This window comes from Arthrobacter sp. MDT2-16 (assembly GCF_054510925.1).
In genome coordinates this window covers 246,884-268,710 of sequence record NZ_JBTNDP010000005.1, presented here as the reverse complement: position 1 = coordinate 268,710, position 21,827 = coordinate 246,884, and the positions used below count along the sequence as shown (strand labels likewise).

General features: G+C 70.8%; 15 protein-coding genes. 9 read left to right on the top strand and 6 right to left on the bottom strand.

Annotated features, from left to right (window positions below; translation table 11 throughout):
* Positions 1 to 34: 34 nt before the first annotated feature.
* Positions 35 to 859: a ParA family protein gene (locus tag ACX80N_RS11255; RefSeq protein WP_459339458.1), complete on the bottom strand. Its 825-nt coding sequence runs from the start codon at positions 857 to 859 to the stop codon at positions 35 to 37.
* Between the two features lie 223 nt (positions 860 to 1,082).
* Between ACX80N_RS11255 and ACX80N_RS11250 the strand changes: the two genes are divergently transcribed.
* From ACX80N_RS11250 to ACX80N_RS11240, 3 genes are all read left to right on the top strand, one after another.
* Positions 1,083 to 4,496, top strand: coding sequence for a pyruvate carboxylase (locus ACX80N_RS11250; protein ID WP_459339457.1), 3,414 nt, complete (start codon positions 1,083 to 1,085; stop codon positions 4,494 to 4,496).
* A 109-nt stretch (positions 4,497 to 4,605) separates the two neighbouring features.
* Entirely contained in the window at positions 4,606 to 6,063 is a 1,458-nt protein-coding gene (locus tag ACX80N_RS11245) for a MinD/ParA family ATP-binding protein (RefSeq protein WP_459339456.1), read from the top strand.
* 19 nt (positions 6,064 to 6,082) lie between these two features.
* Positions 6,083 to 7,486: a mycothione reductase gene (locus ACX80N_RS11240; protein WP_459339455.1), complete on the top strand. Its 1,404-nt coding sequence runs from the start codon at positions 6,083 to 6,085 to the stop codon at positions 7,484 to 7,486.
* Positions 7,487 to 7,529: 43 nt separating this feature from the next.
* Here the strand turns inward: ACX80N_RS11240 and ACX80N_RS11235 are convergent, their stop codons facing one another.
* A complete protein-coding gene (locus ACX80N_RS11235; protein ID WP_459339454.1) occupies positions 7,530 to 9,338 on the bottom strand; it encodes an AMP-dependent synthetase/ligase in 1,809 nt (602 codons plus the stop codon).
* Positions 9,339 to 9,477: 139 nt separating this feature from the next.
* Here ACX80N_RS11235 and ACX80N_RS11230 point away from each other — a divergent pair, with 139 nt between their 5' ends.
* Positions 9,478 to 10,563, top strand: a complete 1,086-nt coding sequence (locus ACX80N_RS11230; protein WP_459339453.1) for an ROK family glucokinase — start codon at positions 9,478 to 9,480, stop codon at positions 10,561 to 10,563.
* Positions 10,564 to 10,584: 21 nt separating this feature from the next.
* On the opposite strand, the gene ACX80N_RS11225 is transcribed toward ACX80N_RS11230, so the two are convergent.
* Positions 10,585 to 11,136: a hypothetical protein gene (locus ACX80N_RS11225; RefSeq protein ID WP_459339452.1), complete on the bottom strand. Its 552-nt coding sequence runs from the start codon at positions 11,134 to 11,136 to the stop codon at positions 10,585 to 10,587.
* A 291-nt stretch (positions 11,137 to 11,427) separates the two neighbouring features.
* Here ACX80N_RS11225 and ACX80N_RS11220 point away from each other — a divergent pair, with 291 nt between their 5' ends.
* Together ACX80N_RS11220 and ACX80N_RS11215 are read left to right on the top strand one after the other, a co-directional pair.
* On the top strand, positions 11,428 to 12,300 hold the full coding sequence (locus tag ACX80N_RS11220; RefSeq protein WP_459339451.1) for a lysophospholipid acyltransferase family protein: 873 nt from the start codon (positions 11,428 to 11,430) through the stop codon (positions 12,298 to 12,300).
* 166 nt (positions 12,301 to 12,466) lie between these two features.
* Positions 12,467 to 13,849 (top strand): class II 3-deoxy-7-phosphoheptulonate synthase, encoded by a 1,383-nt coding sequence (locus tag ACX80N_RS11215; protein WP_459339450.1) that lies wholly within the window; start codon positions 12,467 to 12,469, stop codon positions 13,847 to 13,849.
* A gap of 85 nt (positions 13,850 to 13,934) precedes the next feature.
* Here ACX80N_RS11215 and ACX80N_RS11210 read toward each other — a convergent pair whose 3' ends face one another.
* Together ACX80N_RS11210 and ACX80N_RS11205 are read right to left on the bottom strand one after the other, a co-directional pair.
* A complete protein-coding gene (locus ACX80N_RS11210) occupies positions 13,935 to 15,998 on the bottom strand; it encodes a protein kinase domain-containing protein (RefSeq protein WP_459339449.1) in 2,064 nt (687 codons plus the stop codon).
* A 91-nt stretch (positions 15,999 to 16,089) separates the two neighbouring features.
* A complete protein-coding gene (locus ACX80N_RS11205; protein ID WP_459339448.1) occupies positions 16,090 to 17,502 on the bottom strand; it encodes a lytic transglycosylase in 1,413 nt (470 codons plus the stop codon).
* 369 nt (positions 17,503 to 17,871) lie between these two features.
* Between ACX80N_RS11205 and ACX80N_RS11200 the strand changes: the two genes are divergently transcribed.
* The gene (locus ACX80N_RS11200) at positions 17,872 to 18,225 is read left to right on the top strand and encodes an Rv2175c family DNA-binding protein (RefSeq protein WP_205753546.1); all 354 of its coding nucleotides are present in this window, start codon (positions 17,872 to 17,874) and stop codon (positions 18,223 to 18,225) included.
* Positions 18,226 to 18,294: 69 nt separating this feature from the next.
* Here the strand turns inward: ACX80N_RS11200 and ACX80N_RS11195 are convergent, their stop codons facing one another.
* A complete protein-coding gene (locus tag ACX80N_RS11195; RefSeq protein WP_459339447.1) occupies positions 18,295 to 19,419 on the bottom strand; it encodes a polyprenyl synthetase family protein in 1,125 nt (374 codons plus the stop codon).
* Positions 19,420 to 19,609: 190 nt separating this feature from the next.
* On the opposite strand from ACX80N_RS11195, the gene dinB reads away from it, so the two are divergent.
* Both dinB and ACX80N_RS11185 read left to right on the top strand, forming a co-directional pair.
* Positions 19,610 to 20,968 (top strand): DNA polymerase IV, encoded by a 1,359-nt coding sequence (gene dinB / locus ACX80N_RS11190; protein WP_459339446.1) that lies wholly within the window; start codon positions 19,610 to 19,612, stop codon positions 20,966 to 20,968.
* A gap of 231 nt (positions 20,969 to 21,199) precedes the next feature.
* Positions 21,200 to 21,577 (top strand): DUF3040 domain-containing protein, encoded by a 378-nt coding sequence (locus ACX80N_RS11185; protein ID WP_459339445.1) that lies wholly within the window; start codon positions 21,200 to 21,202, stop codon positions 21,575 to 21,577.
* Positions 21,578 to 21,827: the final 250 nt, after the last annotated feature.

The following is a 21,827-nucleotide window of genomic DNA, read 5'->3' as shown; positions in this document are numbered from 1 at the left end:
CGCCCCGCGCCGACCGCAGTGGCTCAGTGAGCGCTCACCGTCGTCCGGTGCGGCTGCGCATCCTGCCGGAGTCCGTGACCCCCCTCAGCAGTTCGTCGAAATGGCCTGCAGCCTGCTGCGCCCCTTCGCCCGGCCAGTGGTGCACGGAGTGGGCGGCACCCTGGATCTGCTGCCAGTCGGGCTGTTCGGGGATGGCAGGGCTCAGGAGCAGGTCGCCGAACAGCTGCCGCATCTCATCGAGCCGGAACGCGTGCTCGGTGGACGTACGTCGCACACGGTTGGCCACGATGCCCGCGGTGTGCAGGTGCGGTGCGAACTCGCGCCGGAACAGGTCGAGCGCCCGCATGGTCCGCTCCGTCCCCGCGACCGAGAACAGGGCGGGCTCTGCGACGAGGAGGACCTTGTGGCTCGCGGTCCAGGCCATCCGGGTGAGGCCGTTGAGGGAGGGCGGGCAGTCGATGAGGACGAGGCTGTACCCCTGCACACGGGACAGGAGAGTGGAGAGCCGTCGCTGGTCGCGGCGCGCGAGGTCCGGACGGTCGTAGATGCCCGAGTAGGCCGAGCCCATGGCGACGTCGAGCCGTCGACTTCCCGTCCCCGCCGACCCGGAGGCGGTCGCCACCCAGCCGCTCGGCACGAGGTTGGCAGCGAGATCTCCGCGCCGCGCGTTCTTCAGCAGACGCCCGATGTCGATCTGCCCCGACGGGCGCACCCCGAGACCGGTCGTGGCGTCGGCATGCGGATCCAGGTCGACGACGAGCGTGGGGATCCCCGCTGCCAGTGCGGCGGAGGCCAGCCCCAGGGTGACCGACGTCTTGCCCACGCCGCCTTTGAGGCTGCTGATGCTCACTATCTGCACGTGTTGAACCTGTACCTATCGGTGGGCGCCGCCGGGACTCGGCTGTCCTGAATGATCACCGATCAATCATAGGGCGACGCGGCAGGGCCCCCTGGACTCCGGGTCCGAGCCGACCCGGCGGGCAGGGCGTCCCACGATGCGGCCGATGCCATGGACTGACGGGGCCTGCCGGGTACTATCAGTCCAGCGTGCAGGACCCGACCCGCAAGGATTCAGGAGTGCGATGTTCTCGAAGATTCTGGTAGCCAACCGCGGTGAGATCGCCATCCGGGCCCTTCGGGCCGGGTACGAGGCGGGAGCGAAGACAGTGGCCGTCTTCCCCCACGAGGATCGCAACTCCATCCACCGCCAAAAGGCGGACGAGGCGTACCTGATCGGGACCGAGGGTCACCCCGTGCGTGCCTACCTGGACATCGACGAGATCATCCGCGTGGCCCACGAAGCGGGCTGCGACGCGATCTACCCGGGCTACGGGTTCCTGTCCGAGAACCCAGGCCTGGCGCGGGCCGCGGCCGAGGCAGGGATCACGTTCGTGGGACCGCCGGCCGATGTCCTGGAACTGGCGGGCAACAAGGTCAAGGCACTGGACGCCGCACGGGCCGCGGGGATCCCCGTGCTCGCCTCGTCGCGTCCGAGCGCGGACGTGGCCGAGCTGATCGCTGCGGCGGACGAGATCGGGTTCCCGGTGTTCGCGAAGGCGGTGGCCGGCGGCGGCGGTCGTGGGATGCGCCGGGTCGATACGCGGGAGGCGCTGCCGGAGGCGCTGGAGGCGGCGATGCGGGAGGCCGAGTCCGCCTTCGGCGATCCCACGATGTTCCTGGAGCAGGCGGTCCTGCGTCCTCGCCACATCGAGGTGCAGATCCTCGCCGACGCCGAGGGCAATGTGATGCACCTGTTCGAGCGGGACTGCTCGCTGCAGCGCAGGCACCAGAAGGTCATCGAGATCGCCCCCGCCCCGAACCTGGACGAGGGCATCAGGCAGGCCCTGCACCGTGATGCGGTGAAGTTCGCGACCGCCCTGGGCTACGTGAATGCCGGGACCGTCGAGTTCCTCGTGGACACGGTCGGCGAACGCGCCGGCCAGCACGTGTTCATCGAGATGAACCCACGGATCCAGGTGGAGCACACGGTGACCGAGGAGGTGACCGACGTGGACCTCGTCCAGTCGCAGCTGCGCATCGCGGCGGGTGAGACGCTGTCGGATCTCGGGCTCAGCCAGGAGACGGTGACCCTGCGCGGCGCGGCGCTGCAGTCGAGGATCACCACGGAGGACCCGGCCAACGGGTTCCGCCCGGACGTGGGCCGTATCTCGGCCTACCGGTCCGCCGGCGGCGCCGGGGTGCGCCTGGACGGCGGCACCGTCTATGCGGGGGCGGAGATCAGCCCCCATTTCGACTCGATGCTGGTCAAGCTCACCTGCCGGGGCCGGGACTACCCGTCCGCGGTGACCCGTGCCCGGCGCGCCCTGGCCGAGTTCCGGGTCCGCGGGGTTTCGACCAACATCTCCTTCCTCCAGGCCGTCCTCGACGACCCGGACTTCATCGCCGGGAATGTCGCGACCTCGTTCATCGACGAGCGCCCCGAGCTCCTCACGGCCCGCGTGCCGGCGGACCGCGGCACCAAGCTGCTGACCTGGCTCGCCGACGTGACCGTGAACCAGCCCCACGGGGCACGCCCGGCACACCTGGATCCGCGGGAGAAGCTGCCGGAGCTCGAGGAGGCCCAGCGGAAGGCCCCGCCCCCCGAGGGGAGCCGCCAGCGGCTGCTCGAGCTCGGGCCCGAGGGCTTCGCGAAGGCGCTGCGGGAGCAGACGGCCGTCGCGGTGACGGACACGACCTTCCGCGACGCGCACCAGTCGCTGCTCGCGACGCGCGTGCGCACCCGCGACCTCGTCGCCGCCGGTGCGAGTGTGTCCCGGCTGACCCCCGGCCTGCTGTCCGTCGAGGCGTGGGGCGGGGCGACGTACGACGTCGCACTCCGGTTCCTGGGGGAGGACCCGTGGGAGCGTCTGGACGCGCTGCGCCGCGAGGTGCCGAACATCTGCCTGCAGATGCTGCTGCGTGGACGGAACACGGTCGGGTACACGCCCTACCCGGAGGCGGTCACCACCGCGTTCGTGCAGGAGGCCGCGGCGTCCGGTATCGACATCTTCCGCATCTTCGACGCTCTGAACGACGTCACCCAGATGGAACCGGCCATCCGGGCGGTGCGTGAGACGGAGACCGCCGTCGCCGAGGTGGCCCTGTGCTACACCGCCGACATGCTCGACCCGGCCGAGACGCTCTACACCCTCGACTACTACCTCGAGCTCGCCCAGCGGATCGTCGACGCCGGAGCGCACATCCTGGCCATCAAGGACATGGCGGGCCTGCTCCGCCCGGCCGCCGCCGCGAAACTCGTGACCGCCCTGCGCGAACGCTTCGACCTGCCCGTGCACCTGCACACCCACGACACCGCCGGCGGACAGCTCGCCACTCTGCTCGCCGCCGTGGACGCCGGGGTCGACGCCGTCGACGTCGCCAGCGCCGCGCTCGCCGGGACGACCAGCCAGCCGTCAGCGTCAGCCCTCGTGGCGGCCCTGGCCCACACGCCCCGCGACACGGGCCTCGACCTCGGCAGCGTGTGCGCGCTCGAGCCCTACTGGGAGGCCGTGCGGCGCATGTACGCACCGTTCGAATCGGGCCTGCCGGGCCCGACGGGGCGGGTGTACCGGCACGAGATCCCTGGAGGCCAGCTGTCCAACCTCCGCCAGCAGGCCATCGCGCTCGGACTGGGGGAGAGGTTCGAGGCCATCGAGGACATGTACACCGCCGCGGACCGGATCCTCGGCCGGCTCGTGAAGGTCACCCCGTCCTCGAAGGTCGTGGGCGATCTCGCCCTGGCCCTCGTGGGCAGGAATGCCGACCCGGCGGCGTTCGAGCAGAATCCTCAGGATTTCGACATCCCCGACTCCGTCATCGGATTCCTCAACGGGGAACTGGGCAACCCGCCCGGCGGGTGGCCCGAGCCCTTCCGCACGAAGGCCCTGCAGGGCCGCGAACTCAAGCCGCGCGACGCCGAGCTCACGGCCGCGGACGAGGCGAAGCTGGCCGGGACCTCCGGCGAGCGCCGGAACGCCCTGAACACCCTGCTGTTCGCCGCGCCCACGCGGGAGTTCCGCGCCACCCGCGACACCTACGGGGACGTGTCCCTCCTCGGGACCGCCGACTACCTCTACGGACTGCAGCCGGGGACAGAGCACGTGATCGAGCTCGAGAAGGGCGTCCGGCTCATCGCGACCCTCGAGGCCGTGTCCGAACCGGACGAGAAGGGCATGCGCACCGTCATGTGCACCCTCAACGGCCAGATGCGGCCGGTGAGCGTCCGCGACACGAGCATCGACAGCGACGCCCGGGCCGCCGAGAAGGCGGACCCGGGCAGCCCGGGCCAGATCGCCGCGCCCTTCGCCGGGTCCGTCACCGTGTCCCGGGCCGAGGGCGACGCCGTCGCGGCCGGCGACACCGTCGCGACCATCGAGGCCATGAAGATGGAGGCGAGCATCACGACGCCGATCGCCGGCACCGTGCAGCGCGTCGCCTTCACCGGTCCCGGCCCTGCACAGGGCGGTGACCTCCTCCTCGTGATCGCCCCGTCCTGAGGACCTCCCTCCGGACCGGCTGCCCGGCCGTCGGGCTAGAGTGGGATGCCGGAACCATCAGTACCGCGGCTCCGCCCGGAGCGACCGGATCGACCGAACGGAAGTCACCATGCCAAGCGACCCGACCGATTCCCCGACACCCGGCACCGGGGGCACCGCGGCGGACCCGGAGGCCCTGCCGGGCGCCGTGCCGCAGGGCGCCGACCAGGACCCCGTGCCCGAGGATTCCGCCCCGGGCGACCCCCTACCCGGGGTCGAGCCGCAGGACGCCGTCGGGCACGCCGGCGTGGATGGCTCGGCGCAGGGCACCGAGTCCCCGAACTCCGTCTCCCCGGACCCGACGCAGGGCGTCCCCATCGTGCCGGGAGTCCCGCTACTCCGGGGGCCCACGCTCAGCATCCCGGCCCCGTCCTCCGGTGACACCACGGCCGGACTCCCCGCTGCTTCCGCTTCCTCCTCCACCGACCCGTCGCCCGCGGACGGCCTCGGGGACGGCGCGGCGCAGACAGGCTGGCAGCCGTCGGGCTCCTCGTCGAGGGCGTCCTCGAACCCCGGCACGCAGTCCGGGGGCACAGGCTCGGGCGTTGCGGTGGCGGTGCCGATCGGAGCCGAGCGGACGGGCCGGCGCGGGAAGGACAGCGGGCCGGAACCGGCGTCGTCACTCACCGCTGATCGCCTGCTGGCCGGGGTGCGCCGCCCGCCCGTCTCGGGGTGGCGCCGCTTCGTCTACACGGCGACCTTCGGTCGGGTGAACCTCGGGGACTCCGACGCCGTCCGCGTCCAGCGCGCCCTCGAACACCGCATCGCGGTGCGGCTGGGCGACCGGACCCGCTACGTGCCGGTGCTCTCCCGCAAGGGCGGGGTGGGGAAGACGACCGTGACCACCCTCCTCGGCATGGCGCTGGCCGACGTCCGCGAGGACCGCATCATCGCGATGGACGCCAACCCCGACCGAGGCACCCTCTCCGACCGGTCGCCCGGGCGTGCCGACCACACCGCCCGGCAGCTGGTCCGGAACCGCTATGCCATCGAGTCCTTCTCCCAGCTCGCCGCCTTCGTCACGCGCGACGGCTCCCGCCTGCACGTCCTCGCCTCCGACACGGACCCGACCGTGGCGCAGGCCTTCGACGACTCGGACTACCGCGCGGTCACCGACCTCCTCAGCCGCTACTACTCGATCGTCCTGACCGATTCGGGGACCGGCATGGTCCATTCGGTCATGCGGGGCACGCTCGAGAAGGCGGACGCGGTGGTGCTCGTGTCCGGGGGGAGCGTGGACGAGGCGAGGCTCGCGTCCGAGACCCTCAGCTGGCTGGAGGCCCACGACCGGCACGACCTCGTGGCCCGGGCGATCGTGGTGATCAACCTGTCCTCCGGGAACGGCACGCAGGTGGACGTCGAGCAGATCGAGCAGCACTTCCGCTCCCGCGTGAACACCGTGGTCCGCATCCCGTACGACCGGCACCTGGCCGAGGGCTCGCGGATCGAGCTGGCCCGGCTGAACCCCGCGACGCGCAGGGCCGTCATGGAGCTGGCGGCGCTCGTGGTGGACCAGCTGGCGTCCTGACCGCGGCTACACTGCGGGTGTGACCCACTACGACCTCGCGATCATCGGCTCAGGCTCCGGCAACACGCTCATCTCACCGGAGTGGGACGACCGCAAGGTGGTCCTCGTCGAAGGAGGCACGTTCGGCGGCACCTGCCTCAACGTGGGGTGCATCCCGACGAAAATGTTCGTGCATCCCGCCGATCTGGCATCCGCGCCCGCGCGCTCATCGCGGCTCGGGGTGGACCTCGCCCTGGAACGGGTGCGCTGGAGGGACATCCGCGACCGGATCTTCACCCGGATCGACGCCATCTCGAGCAGTGGTCGGACCTATCGCGCCGACGAGCTCGCGAACGTGACCCTGGTCGAGGAACGCGTGAGGCTCACAGGGGAGAAGGCCTTCGAGACGGCGTCCGGCGAGGAGATCACCGCGGACCAGGTGGTCATCGCCACCGGCTCCCGTGCCGTCCTGCCGGAGATCCCCGGCATCGGGCTGCCCCAGGTCCATACCTCCGACACCATCATGCGCATCGACGAGTTCCCGCAGCGGCTGCTGATCATCGGTGGCGGTTACATCGCGGCGGAATTCGCGCACGTCTTCGGGGCTTTCGGCGCCCGCGTGACCATCGCCGTGCGCTCCGGCGGCATGCTGCGGACCCTCGACGCATCGGTCTCCGAGGCCTTCACCGAGCACGCAGCGCGTCAGTGGGACCTCCGGCGGGACACCGACGTCACGCAGGTCACCGCCAACGACGACGGCAGCGTCACCGCCCGCCTGAGCGGCCCGGCGGGGCCGGCGGACCTCGTGGTCGACGCCGTGCTCGTCGCCGTGGGGCGGACCCCGAACACCGACGCCCTCGGCGCGGTGGACGCCGGTCTCGACCTGCACGACGACGGCCGCCTCGTGGTGGACGGATACCAGCGGGTCCTGCGCGGGGGTGAACCGGTGGCCGGTCTCTGGTCACTCGGCGACGCCAGCAGCGACTACCAGCTCAAGCACGTGGCGAACCATGAGGCGAAAGTCGTCGCGCACAACCTGCTGCACCCGGACGCGCTGCGCGCCAGCGACCACCGCTTCGTGCCCGCCGCCGTGTTCTCCTCCCCGCAGATCGCCTCGGTGGGCATGACGGGGGAGCAGGCCCTCCACCACTCCGAGGAGACCGGCACCCCGATCGTGACGGCGGTCCGGCACTACGGCTCGACCGCATACGGGTGGGCCATGGAGGACACGCAGGGATTCGTGAAGGTCATCGCCGAGCGCCCCACGGGGCGTCTCCTCGGTGCCCACGTCCTCGGTCATGAGGCGTCGATCATCATCCAGCCCGTCGTCCAGGCCATGTCCTTCGGGCTCGATGCGCTGACGATGGCTCGCGGACAGTACTGGATCCATCCGGCGCTCACCGAGGTCCTCGAGAACGCGCTGCTCGGCCTGGAGGCCGACTGACCGGTCCCCAGCGCAGGTTGGGCGTCGGAGGGGACCGCCAGGTCTAGACCTTCGCGGAGGAGTAGATCGACTCCACGATCCCGGAGTAGTCCTTCAGGACCTGCGCGCGCTTGATCTTGAGGGACGGCGTGAGGTGGCCGGTGGTCTCGGTGAAGTCGGTCGGGACGATCCGGAACACCTTGATGGCCTCGGCACGGGACACGGTCGTGTTGGCGTCGTCCACGAGCTCCTGGATCTCCGCAAGGACCTTCGGGTGCTCCGCGGCCTCCGCCATCGTGGTCCCTGCGGGCAGCTGGTGCCGCTCGAGCCAGCCGGGTAGGGCCTCCTCGTCGAGGGTGATGAGCGCCGAGATGAAGGGACGCTGGTCGCCGACGACCACGCACTGGGAGACCAGCGCGTTGGCGCGGATGGTGTCCTCGAGCATCGCCGGGATGACGTTCTTCCCGCTGGCGGTGACGATGATCTCCTTCTTGCGGCCCGTGATGCGCAGGAAGCCGTCGTCGTCGAGCTCGCCGATGTCCCCCGTGCGGAACCAGCCGTCCACGAACGTCTCGTCGGTGAGGTCGGGGCGGTTGAAGTACCCCTTCATCACGCAGACGCCCCTGGCCAGGATCTCGCCGTCGTCGGCGATCTTCACCGCGTTGCCCGGCAGCGGCGCGCCGACGGTCCCGATCTTGATGCGCTTGGGCGTGTTCACCGTGATGGGTGCCGTGGTCTCGGTCAGGCCGTAGCCCTCGAGCACCATCAGGCCGATGCCGTGGAAGAAGTGGCCGAGGCGGTCGCCGAGGGGCGCGCCGCCCGAGACCGCGTGCTGCACGCGGCCTCCCATGGCGGTGCGGATCTTGCCGTAGAGCAGCCGGTCGAACACGGCGTGCTTGACCTTGAGCCCCAGCGGGATCCTCCCGGCCTGCTCAGCCTTCGACCACGCGATGGCGACGTCCGCCCCGGCGTGGAAGATCTTGCCCTTGCCGCCGTCCTCGGCCTTCAGCATCGAGTTGTTGTACACCTTCTCGAAGACGCGCGGGACGGCGAGGATGAACGTCGGCTTGTAGCTCTGCAGGTCCGGCAGGAGGTTCTTCACGTCCGGGGTGTGGGCCACCGTGGCGCCCGCCGCCACGCACAGCACGGAGATGAACCGCGCGAAGACGTGCGCGAGCGGGAGGAACATGATCGTCTGGCCGCCCTCGCGGGCCACCTCGGGGAGGGCCGCCGCGGCGTTCTCGGACAGCTCCACGAAGTTGCCGTGCGTCAGCTCGCAGCCCTTGGGCTTGCCGGTGGTGCCCGAGGTGTAGATGATCGTGGCGACGTCGTCGAGGCCGGCCGTGGAGCGGCGGTCGGACAGCACCTGCTCGTCGGTGCCGGCACCGGCGGTCTGCAGGGTGTCGAGGCCGCCGCCGTCGAACTGCCAGACGTGCTGCAGGGAATCGATGCCCTCCAGGGCGACGGCCTCGCGGACCACGCTCTCGTGCCGGGCGGACTCGACGAAGGCCCCGACGGCGCCCGAGTCGCTCAGGATCCAGGCGACCTGAGCGGGGGAGGAGGTCTCGTACACGGGCACCGAGACGGCGCCCGCGAACCAGATGGCGAAATCGGCCAGCGACCACTCGTAGCGCGTGCGGGCCATGATGGCCACCCTGTCCCCGGGCTGCACGTCCGAGGCGATCAGGCCCTTCGCGAGGTCCTCGACCTGGCGCCGGAACTCGGTGGCCGTGATGTTCTCCCACTCACCCGACGCGCCCTTGACGGCGAACAGCGCGGGGTTGGACGGCTTGGCCGCCTGCCGTACCACCAGGTCCGTGGTGTTGGTCTGGCGGGGGACGTCCACGAGGACGGGAACGCTGATGTCGCGCACGATAGCTCCTTCGGTATCGCCTCGACGGTGAGGCGGATTCCAGCCTATAGGTTCAGTTGGCCGGATGACCGTCCCGTAATGTACAAGTCGATAACGGTGGCGCGTCAGCGCCATACCGCCAGGACGAGGGAGGGGACGCATGCCGGTGCTGCCTGACCGGGCCGGGCTCCGCGGCCGTCGGCCGCACACCGATGCGGGGTCGGCGGGACGCGGAGCGCTCCTGGCAGCGCGGGCGGCACGCTCCACCGTCCCCGACCCGACGCGTCGCGGGCTCTCGATCGGCGTCGACATCGGCGGTACGAAGGTCGCGGCGGGCGTCGTCGACGTGCGAGGCAGGATCCTCGCCGAGGCGCGCAGGGCGACTCCCGGGCAGGATCCACGCGCCGTCGAAGCTGTCATCACCGAACTCGTCCGCGAACTGTCGCGGGAGTACCGGATCCGTTCGGTCGGGATCGGCGCCGCGGGCTGGATGGACCTGTCCAACAGCACCGTGCTCTTCAGCCCGCATCTGGCATGGCGCAACGAGCCGCTGCGGAGGAACCTGGAGAAACTGCTGCGCCGCCGCGTCACGGTGGTCAACGACGCCGACGCGGCCGCGTGGGCGGAGTGGCGTTTCGGTGCGGGCCGCGGTGAGTCCCGCCTGGTCTGCGTCACCCTCGGCACCGGGATCGGGGGAGCCATGATCATGGGCGGACGGGTGGAACGCGGACGGCACGGCGTCGCCGGGGAGTTCGGGCACCAGATCATCGTGCCGCAGGGTCACCGGTGCGAGTGCGGGAACCGGGGCTGCTGGGAGCAGTACGCCTCCGGCAACGCCCTGGGTCGCGAGGCTCGGGAACTCGCCGCCGCGAACTCCCCGGTGGCCAGGGCCATCATCGATGCGGCACCCGGCGACGGCTCGGCGATCACCGGTGCGCTCGTGACCCGCCTCGCGATGGAGGGCGATCCCGCGTCCCGCGAACTGGTCGACGACGTCGGGCAGTGGCTGGGGCTGGGCCTCGCCAATCTGGCCGCTGCACTCGATCCGGGGACGTTCGTCATCGGCGGGGGGCTCAGTGCTGCGGACGAACTCCTGCTGGAGCCCGCGCGACGGGCCTTCGGACGCAATCTGACGGGTCGCGGCTTCCGGCCGGCGGCGCGCATCGAGCGGGCGGCGCTGGGCCCCGAGGCCGGTCTGATCGGAGCGGCCGACCTGTCACGGACGCTCTCCCGCAGCGGCACCTGAGACGTGGCCCGCCCGGGCGGCCTAGACCTCGGCGCCGTCGTCGCCGATGTCGCGGTGCTTCGGCAGCCGTGTCACGAGATAGCCGGCACCCGCCAGGAACAGCGCGAGGACGCCGAGCGTGGCCGCCAGGGGAGCGTCCCGCCAGAACATGGCGAACAGCAGCAGCGTGATCGGGCCGCCGGCGGCACCGACCCAGGCCAGGACCGTCAGGGGATCACCGGAGCCGAGGGGCGGGGGTTCCTCCGGGGTGAAGCCCTCGTCGTCGTCCGGTTCGTCCGCCCTCTGCGGTGCGGAGTAGTCGCGGGGCCCCATGGGCCGGAACGGCTGGTCCCTGAAGATCGCATCCGCGCGCTCGCGGTCCGTCAGGTCCTCGCCGCCGCGCGCGCCGGGCGCGTCAGCGCCGCCGCGTTCGTCCGACCGGGTGCCGAGGGGATCCGCGGGTGCGGCCGGCGGAAGGAGGCGGCCGGCGTCGGGGGAGCCGGGATCGGCGGCGGTACCCTCCAGGCGCGCGACAAGGTCCTGCCAGACGGCGTCGTCGGTGGATTCGTTCGGTTCCTGACCTCGGGGGCCCATACGTTGCTACCCGGCTTCCTGGGAATCAGAGGGCGTGCTCGTTCCATCGTGGACACCGTGCGCCGCCACGTCAACCGATTCCGTGCGTGTCGGGCGCCGTACCCGGTGCGACCGCCGCTCCGGTCGGCGGGGCACACGTCCCGCGGTGAGGCGGCGCGGGGACTCCCGCGTCACCCGCCCACGCGTCCACGGGACGGCGCCCGTGTGCCCGGCATCCTTAGAGTAGGCTTCCACAAGAAAAAGCGGGCAGCATGCCTCATGCCGCACCGTCCATGCAGGGAGGCTGGCAGCGTGTTCTATTGGGTGATGAAGCGGATCGTCGTCGGTCCGATCCTCAATCTCCTCTTCCGGCCCTGGGTCAAGGGACTCGACAACGTCCCGGCGACGGGACCGGCGGTGATCGTCAGCAACCACCTGTCCTTCTCCGACTCGATCTTCCTGCCCATCGTGGTCCCCCGGACGGTCGTCTTCCTCGCGAAGTCCGAGTACTTCACGGGCAAGGGGATCAAGGGAAGGCTGACGGCCCTCTTCTTCCGGCTGTCGAACCAGTTGCCGATGGACCGTTCCGGCGGGGCGGCGTCATCGTCCTCCCTCAGCGCGGGCATGGAGATCCTCAACGAGGGCGGCGTCCTCGGCATCTACCCCGAGGGGACTCGGAGCCCGGACGGACGCCTGTACCGCGGCAAGACCGGGGTCGCGAAGCTCGTGCTCGCGACGGGCGTGCCGGTGATCCCCGTGGCGATGATCGGCACGGACAAGGTGCAGCCCATCGGCCGGCGCATCCCGAACATCCGCCGGGTGGGCATCATCATCGGTGAGCCGCTCGACTTCAGCCGTTACGAGGGGCTCGAGGACGATCGCTTCGTGCAGCGCTCCGTCACCGACGAGATCATGTACGAGCTGATGCGACTGTCCGGCCAGGAGTACGTGGACGCCTACGCGAGCACGGTCAAGGAGCGCCTCGCCGCCGAGAAGGCAGCGGGACGGAAGACGCCGAAGCCCGGCGCCGACACACGCAGGGCAGCGGTGAGGATCTCGACCGACTCCGCTCCGGTGCCGGGCGCGGTCACCGAGATCGGCCGCCCGCCGGCGGTCGGCGATTCTCCTTCCTCCGCACACCGCACCACCGCCGACGAGCCGACGAAGCAGTCCGACGCCGGGTGAGCGGACGGGCTCGTCCGCTCGCCGTGCGACGCGACCGCAGTGCTGCATCCTCCGGCCGCGCGTGCCGTTCGCCGGCGCCGGCACGAAACCCGGCTGTGTGACCCGGCAGCGGCATCCCATGACGGGCCGAATCGGGCCTCCGACGGCCAGCCCGTAGAATTCCCCTGTGACTGATTCGCTAGCTCCCGTACTCCCGCGTACCGCGGACCCCGTCTCCTCCAGTACAGCCGGCCTCGATGCCTGGCGCTCGATGGCGGCGGTCCAGCAGCCATCCTGGCAAGACTCCGGGGTCTATTCGGCGTCGGTCAAGGAACTCTCGACCCTTCCTCCGCTGGTGTTCGCCGGTGAGGTGGACGTACTGCGCGAACGGCTCGCGGCCGCGGCGCAGGGCAAGGCCTTCCTCCTCCAGGGCGGTGACTGCGCGGAGACCTTCGACGGCGCGACGGCGGACAAGATCAGTGCGCGGGTCCGCACGATCCTGCAGATGGCCGTCGTCCTGACCTACGGTGCGTCGCTGCCCGTCATCAAGATGGGGCGCATGGCCGGCCAGTTCGCCAAGCCGCGATCCTCCAACGACGAGACCCGCGACGGCGTCACCCTGCCCGCCTACCGGGGCGACATGGTCAACGGGTACGACTTCACCCCCGAGAGCCGCGGGCACGACGCCTCGCGCATGGTGAAGGCGTACCACACGTCCGCATCGACGCTGAACCTCATCCGGGCGTTCACCCAGGGCGGGTTCGCGGACCTGCGGCTGGTCCACCACTGGAACAAGGGGTTCATGGCCAACCCCGCGCACTCGCGCTACGAGTCGCTGGCCCGCGAGATCGACAGGGCCGTGCGGTTCATGGACGCCTGCGGCACGGACTTCGAAGCGCTGAAGCGCGTGGAGTTCTTCGCCAGCCACGAGGCGCTGCTCCTCGACTACGAGCGTGCACTGACCCGCATCGACTCGCGCACCTCCCTGCCGTACGACACCTCGGCGCACTTCCTGTGGATCGGGGAGCGCACCCGCGACATCGACGGCGCGCACGTGGACTTCCTGTCGCGCGTACGCAACCCGATCGGCGTCAAGCTCGGACCCTCCACCTCGGCTGACGACGCCCTCGCCCTGATCGACAAGCTCGATCCGAACCGCGAGCCGGGCAGACTCACCTTCATCACCCGGATGGGGGCGAAGAACATCAGGGAGAAGCTGCCGTCCCTGGTGGAGCGCGTCACCGCCTCCGGGGCACAGGTCCTCTGGGTCACCGATCCGATGCACGGCAACACGGTGACCTCGCCGAACGGGTACAAGACGCGGAACTTCGACGACGTGATCGACGAGGTGCGCGGCTTCTTCGAGGTGCACAACGCCCTGGGGACGTTCCCCGGCGGCCTGCATGTCGAGATGACGGGCGACGACGTCGCCGAGTGCCTCGGCGGCGCCGACCCGATCGATCAGGACGCCTTCCTGGAACGCTACGAGTCGGTGTGCGACCCGCGCCTGAACCACATGCAGTCGCTCGAGATGGCCTTCCTCGTCGCCGGGGCCCTCTCGAAGAGCTGACCCCAGGGCAGGGTGACCCTGCCCTGGACACGACGCGACGGCGGCCACCACCGGTGGCCGCCGTCGCGTCCGGTCCGCCTGCGCGTCAGGTGACCGTGATCCGGATCGTGGTGCCTTCGGGCTGCTCGCCCGCGGGGCTCTGGCCGGCCACGAGACCGAGGACGGCGCTGCCGAAGGTGTAGTCGACCTGCACCTTGAAACCGGCGGCCTCGAGCGTCGCGATCGCACGCTCCTCCGGCAACGAGAACACCGTGGGGACCCCCACCATGCGGGGCCCCTGCGACAGCGTCAGCGTGACCCGTGTCCCGCGTCGGACCTCGGTGCCGGACGGGTCCTGACGGGCCACGGCGCCCTCCGGCACGGTCTGGCTGTACTTCCGGGCATCGGTCACCGTCGCCCCGAGCCCTGCGCGCTCGAGAGCCGCGACGGCCTCCTCCTCGGGAAGTCCCGTGACGTCCGGGACGGTCGACAGCTCGGGGCCCTTCGACACGAGTAGTTCGACGGGCTCGAAGCGGCGGACCAGGGACGCGGCGGCGGGGTCGGTGCCGACGACCAGCCCCGCGGTGACCTGCTCGTCGAAGACCTCCTCCGTGGACAGGGACGCGAGCCCCTGCCCCTCGAGGACGGTACGGGCCTCGGCGAGGGGAGTGTCGGCGACGTCGGGCAGCGACACCGTTCCCGCCGGGCCGGCACCGAAGAGCCAGCTTGCACCGGCCACGAGGCCCGCGAGGAGGACCAGCAGCACCGCGAGGATCCGCACGGACCGGCGCGCCGCCCGGCCCTGCAGCGTCTTCTGTGGTCGCTGTGCCTCGCGCGCCTGCTGCCTCCTGGACGGCGGGCGGACCGAACTGCCGGCGGGGCGCCTGGCTGCCGGTCGGGCGCCGTCGTCCGGCTCCGCCTTGTGCAGGGTCCTCGACGGACCGTCGTGCGTGTCGGGCGCCCACGCCTCGCCGGTGCCGGGGCCGCCGGCCTGTCCGGAGGGGGCCGTGCCGATCGACGACGGCGCACCCGGCGGGGGCGTCGCCGGCATGGCGCCGATGACCCTCGTCGCATGGTGGCTGCGATCGATGACACCGGTACGGTCGTCCCGGCGTCCGGCCGCGGGCAGGACCTCGGTCCGTCCGGACCGCTGCTGCGCGGTGTGTGCGCCTGCGGCGCGGGGGAGGAACGCATCGCGCGGCAGGGCCTCGGTCCGCTCGTCACCGGCGGGGAGGCGGGGGACGACGGCGGCGGTCAGCTGGTCCTGCTCCGGACCGGGATCCGGCACGTCGGACGGGTCGAAGTCCAGGTCCTCCTCGCTGAGGGTTGCCCGGATGTGCCGGAGTTCGCCGAGGAGCGCGGCGCCGTCCACCGGGCGGTCCTCGGGGTCCCGCGAGGTGCACCACTGGACGAGTTCGTCGATGTCGGGGGCGAGGCCGGGAAGGAGCGAGGACGGTGCGGGGACGTCCGACTGCGCGTGCTGCAGCGCCACCTGGATGGGGGTCTCCCCGGTGAAGGGCTGCCTGCCGGTCAGCAGCTCGAAGAGCATCACACCCGTCGAGTAGATGTCGCTCTGGGCTTCCGCCGGCCTGCCGAGCACGAGTTCGGGGGAGAGATAGGCGACGGTCCCGACGAGCGTGGCGGTCCCGGTGGACGCCGAGACGGCGCGCGCGAGACCGAAGTCGGCGATCTTCACGGCCCCCGCGTCCGAGAGCAGGACGTTCTCGGGTTTCACGTCGCGGTGGATGAGTCCCGCCTCATGGGCCGCCGCGAGTCCCTCCACGACGGCGTCGAGCAGTGTGAGCGCGTGACGCGGCGTGAGCCGGCCGTGATCGCGCAGCACGTCCCGCAGCGTCCTGCCGGAGACGAACTCCATGACGAGGTAGGCGACGGGTTGCCCCCCGATCTCGTCGACGCCCTGGTCGAGCACGCCCACCACGTGGGGGTGCGACAGGCGCGCGGCCGATTTCGCCTCCTGCTCGAAGCGTTCGGTGAAGCCGGGCTCCTCGGCGAGGTGGGGGTAGAGGACCTTGAGCGCGACCCGTCGGTCGAGTCGGCGGTCGGTGGCCAGGTACACGGTGGACATGCCGCCGCGGGCCAGCCGTGAATGGACGACGTACCGCCCGTCCACCGTGGCTCCCTCGAGCGGATCCTTCCGTAGCTGGTGCACCCTCCGATACTAATCGGGTGCAGACGAAGGGGGCAGGACCACCACGCGATCCCACCCCCTCCGCCCGGCCCGGCACCCGGGCCGGGACGGCCTACGCGAAGTTCTTCTGGTGCGCCTTGATGGACGCGACGTACCGCTTCGTGTCCTCGAACATACCGCGGTTCTGCACCGAGTACTGACCCTGGTAGTAGGAGGCGATCGCGATGTCCAGCGATGGGCTCGTGCGGACGAGCGAGCGGATGATCGCGACGCCGGCGGTCGCGTTGTCGTACGGGTCCAGCAGGTTCAGCTTGCGGCCCACGAGGTCGCTCGCCCACTGGCCCGAGGACGGGATGACCTGCATGGTCCCGATGGCGTTCGCCGGGGACACCGCGCGCTGGTTGAAGCCCGACTCCTGGTGCGCGAACGCGAGCGCGAGGCTCGGGTCGACGCCCATCGAACGCGCCGTGTCGGCGACGATCTGCCGCATCTCGGCCGGCGAGGGCGCGGGCATCGAGTTGAGCAGCGCCTTGTTCGAGTTTGCGTCCGCGACCACCTTGTCGGGGTAGGTGTAGCCCAAGAACGTCGAGGGGACGAGGCCCGTCGGCGCCGGCGCGGGAGCCGGAGCGGTGACCCCGCCGGTGAGGGTGAGCTTCTGTCCCGGGTAGATGACCGACGTCATCGTGCAGTTGTTGGCAGTCAGGAGGGCCTGCAGGCCCACACCGTTGCGGGAGGCGATCGCGCCGAGGGTGTCACCGGGCTTCACGATGTACGTGCCGGCGGGAGCGGGAGCGGGAGCGGGAGCCGGCGCAGGTGCGGCTGCGGGCTTGTTCGGTGCGGGCGCGGGTGCAGGGGCGGGTGCCGGTGCGCCACCGCCCAGGGTGATCTTCTGCCCGGGGAAGATGACCGAGGTCATGGAGAGCTTGTTGGCGGTCAGGAGGTCCTGGAGGCCCACCCCATTGCGGATGGCGATCGCGCCGAGGGTGTCACCGGGCTTGACCACGTAGGTCCCGGCGGACTGCTGGGGAGCGGGCGCAGGAGCGGCGGGGGCCGCTCCGGGGGCAGGTGCGGCACTGCCGGTCAGCTTGATCTTCTGTCCGGGGTAGATGATGGTGCGCGCGGTCAACTTGTTCAGCTCGAGCACGGCCTCCGTCGACAGGCCATGGAGCCTGGCGATGGCACCGATGGTGTCTCCCGGCTTGATGGTGTACTCGCTCGGCGCGGTCGGCGCGGTCGGGGCGGTCTGCACGGTCACCGCGGTCTTCTGCGCGGGGACGGTACCGGCTACGAGGGCGGCGGGCACGACGGCCCGCGCGGGAACCTGCGTGGGGGCCGCGGCCAGGTGGCGGGCCGCAGATGCCTGCGGAGCGGGTGCTGCCGTCGCCGGTTGGGCGAAGGCGACGGAAGAGAGAAGCACCGCGGGCAGGGCGGCGGTGGTCACGGCGACGTTCAGGCCGCGACGGCTGGCGCCGGCGGCCTTCCTGCGGGTGCCGTTCAGCGGTGCATTCGATCGCTGGGCAGTCATGTTTTCGTTCCTCGTCTGTTGGCGGCTGAGTCCGCGCGGACGCACGTACCCGAGATGGTGCTTCCCGGCTGGGCACATGCAAGTGCTGGTGATGCTGTTGTGTCACGTGTTGTTACTGTTGCTTCTGTGACTCCTGTGAACTTACACGAAAAGGGGAGTAGCACAAGAGGTCTCCAAAGGGCCTGAACCTCCGCTCTGGCGTGTCGCGCCGGAGGCATGGCCGTGTTGCCGGGGGCTGCTCCAGTCCTGTGGGAATCCTGCGTCGGTCCTGCTCCGGAGCTGCGCCGGTCCTGCGCCGGTCTCCCGGGCCTCGGAGCGCCCCTGGGCCGTCGAGTGGAGATGGATGCGGGAGCGTGGCACCCTTGGACGGTGACTGAACTCGAACACCTCGTACCGGCCTGGCTGAACCTCCCGGAGGTCGCCGAGGCCCTCGGCCTCCCCATCACGCGCGTGCACTCGCTCATCAGCGAGAGGTCGCTCGTCAGCGTACGGATCGGGGAACGCAACATCCGCAGCGTCCCGGCCGACTTCCTCGCCGACGGAGCAGTCCTGGAGAGCCTCAAGGGGACGGTGCTCGTCCTCGCGGACTCCGGGTACGGCGACGAGGACATCATCCGCTGGCTCTACACCGAGGACGAATCCCTGCCGGGTCGTCCGATCGACGCCCTGCGTGAGGGGCGGAAGACGGAGATCCGGCGCCGTGCCCAGGCAGCCGCCTGGTAGGAGCGTGTGTCCGCCCGAGGCAGGGTGGACTCCGTCACCGCGTGATGCGGAACCGGGGCGTCCGGGGCATCAGGCGTTGCGCGTGACCGCCGCTTCCGCGAGCAGGTGGAGGGCGCGCCGGGAGACGGTATCGATCCCGAGCCGCTCCAGTGCCGCGAAGGCGTCCCCGGATTTCTGCGCGATGAGCTGCTCCGTGTGCACCAGGGCACCGCTGTCCACGATCAGGCTGCGCAGCATGGCGACGGCGTTGTCGTCGAGGGACGTGTCGCCGAGCATCGCATTGATCCTGGCGCGGTCCTCCCCGGAGCTCGCTTGAAGAGCGCGGGCGATCAGGAAGGTGCGCTTGCCCTCCCGGAGATCGTCCCCTGCCGGCTTGCCCGTCACCTCCGGATCGCCGAAGACGCCCAGCACGTCGTCGCGGAGCTGGAACGCCTCGCCCAGCGGCAGGGCGAACGCCGAGTAGGCCGCCAGCAGACGGTCGTCAGCGCCCGCCAGGGCCCCGCCGAGCATGAGCGGACGCTCCATCGAGTACTTGGCGGACTTGAACCGGAGGATGTTCAGCGCGCGTTCCGCCGCGACCTCCGGCGTCTGGTCGGGCCCCACGGCCTCCTCCAGGAGGTCGAGGTACTGACCGGCCATGACCTCGGTCCGCATGCGGTTGAAGATCGTGCGGGCGGCGTCGCCCGTGGTGCCGGCGCAGGCCGCCGTGAAGAGCTCCTCGCTGAAGGCGAGGCAGAGATCGCCCGCCAGGATGGCCGCCGAGACCCCGAACCGCTCGGGGTCGAGGTGCCAGCCGGCGTCGGTGTGCCGCGCCGTGAACTGCCGGTGGACGCTGGGCCGTCCGCGCCGTGTGTCCGACCGGTCGATGATGTCGTCGTGGATCAGGGCGGCAGCCTGGAAGAACTCGAGCGCGGTCCCCGCGACCACCGGGGCAGGCGCCGTCGGCGACCCGCCGGCAGCCCGCCATCCCCAGTAGCAGAGCAGCGCCCGCATCCTCTTGCCGCCACTCGTCAGGGTCGCGATGCTCGAGAGGAGGGGCAGTGCTTCTCCCGAGATGCCCACCAGTACGTCGCGCTGCTCGGCGAGGAAGTCCTCGATGGTCCTGGTGAGCGAGGAGCGGAACCGGTCCTGCTCCTCGGAGATGGCATCGGGAACGAATCCGTCCTTCTCGGGTGTAGCGGGTGCGGACAGCATGGATCTCCCGGGCGGGTCGGCTGGACGTGGTGACCCCACTCTATCCGTCGGTCCGGACGTGCCCGCCGTGCCCCGTGCCTGCCTCGACGGCCGGAGTCGGTCGTCGAGGGGGCGCCGTCCCGGCTGCCCGTCCCGGCTGCCCGCCCCGGCTGCCCGTCCCGGCGTCAGTGGCGCTGCGTACGATTGATGCGTGTCCAGGAATCAGGTATCGCAGCGGGTCGAGCACGCGGAGTGCCGCATCCTGCACATCGACATGGATGCGTTCTACGTCTCCGTCGAACTCCTGGACCACCCCCACCTGCGCGGCGTCCCGGTGGTCGTCGGCTCTCCGTCCGGGCGGTCCGTGGTGCTCTCCGCCTCCTACGAGGCACGCCGGTTCGGCGTGCGGTCGGCGATGCCCATGAGTATCGCGATGCGGCGGTGCCCCACCGCGGTGATCCTGCCGCCCCACCATCGGCGGTACTCGGAGGTCTCCCGCGAGGTGATGAGGATCTTCCGCTCGGTGACACCCGAGGTCGAGCAGTTGAGCGTGGACGAGGCGTTCCTCGACATCGGCGGCTCCATGCGCCGGCTGGGCGGCCCGCGCGAGATCGGCGAGCAGATCCGCGCCGAGATCCAGTCGACGCTCGGCATCACCGCGAGCGTGGGAGCCGCGACCACGAAGTTCGTCGCCAAGATCGCTTCCGCGCGTGCGAAGCCCGACGGACTGCTGCTCATCCCGGGGGATCAGACCGTCGCCTACCTCCACACCCTGCCGGTATCCGCGCTCTGGGGTGTCGGGGCCAAGACGCAGGAGGTTCTCGCGCGGATCGGCATCAGCACCGTCGAGGACGTCGCGCACACCCCGGTCCCGACGCTCAGGAAACTGCTCGGGTCCTCGGGGGAGCACGTCCATCACCTCGCCTGGGGTCGCGACCCCCGGCGGGTCGTGGTCGCCCGGCCCGAGAAGAGTATCGGCGCCGAGGAGACGTTCTCCCGCGACATCGACGACTCCGACGTCCTGCGGCGGGAGCTGCTGAGGCTCGCGCACCGCACGGCGACCCGGCTCCGTGCCTCGGGCCACCGTGCCGGGGGAGTCGCGCTGAAGCTGCGCTACGCCGACTTCACCACTCTGACGCGGTCCAAGAAGCTCGACGAGCCCGTGGACAGTGCCAATGCACTGTACGGAGCGGCGACGGCGCTGCTCACGGCGCTGGGGGACCGGCCCATGGCCGTCCGGCTGATCGGCCTGCGGGCGGAGTCCCTCGAGACGGGCGGGGACGGGTCCACGCAGCTCACCATCGACCGGCGGGACGACAACTGGCGGATCGCCGAGAGGGCACTGGACGACGTGAACAGGAAGTTCGGCGATGCGGGCGTGATGCCCGCCGGCCTCCTCCGCCCCAAGGGCCGGCAGCGGGTGGACGGAGAGACCCACCCGGGCGCCGAGGAGATGTCCACCGGGACGCCGGCTGCGACACCGCCGGCCGGGTACTCCCGCCGGCCGGCCTACCCCTCCGGGCCGCTTCCGGACCGGGCCGTCACGGACCCCCGGACAGCGCGCGAATGAACGGTACCCAGGGGTCGGGTAGCATCCCGCGGAGCGCATGAACAACACCACGTTGTGACTTTGCACCCATCAGGGAGCAAACTACTCTTTAAGCAGGCAGACACCTGCCGTCCAGCACTACTTTCCGCCATCCGGAACCAGCGGTCCACGGCACTCCTGCCGGGAACCGGAGCCGGGTGCGGGTCGTTGTCTGGGTAAAGGAACGTTGGTATCCACTTCAAGGAGGCGGTCATGGCACTCTCGGAACACGAGCAGAGGTTGCTTGATCAGCTCGAACAGCAATTACACGCCGACGATCCCAAATTCGCCCACTCGATGGCTTCGGACACGCGGAAATCGATGTCGACCCGGCGCCTGGTCATCGGGTCACTCATCACCATCGCAGGCATCCTGGTCCTCCTCGCGGGCATCGTCTACGCATTGACCGTCGTCGGGGTGCTCGGCTTCCTGATCATGGGGGCCGGTGTCTACTTCGCGACCACGAAGTCCCGGCAGGTGGAGGCGGGCACAGCGCCCGGCAGGCCCGCGAAGACCCCGACCGGCGGGAAGAGCGGCTTCATGTCCGGCCTCGAGGACAAGTGGGACGAGCGCAAGCGCGACCAGAGCTAGACCCCTGCGTCACGATCCCGACGGATCTGCACAGCCCCTGGAAGAACCCGCCGCGGCGGGTTCTTCCCTTTTAACCGGTTGAACCGTTTCCAGGCGTCCGCGCATGCCCCGAACGATGTGTTCCTCCTCCATTTCCCTCCCCGGAGTCCGTGACCCGACGGGCTGCCGGGATCAAGGCGCCGGGAGGGTCCCGGAGAGGCACAGGAATGGGCGCGCCACGGCGCGGATGCATTGACCGTGGAGAGTTGTG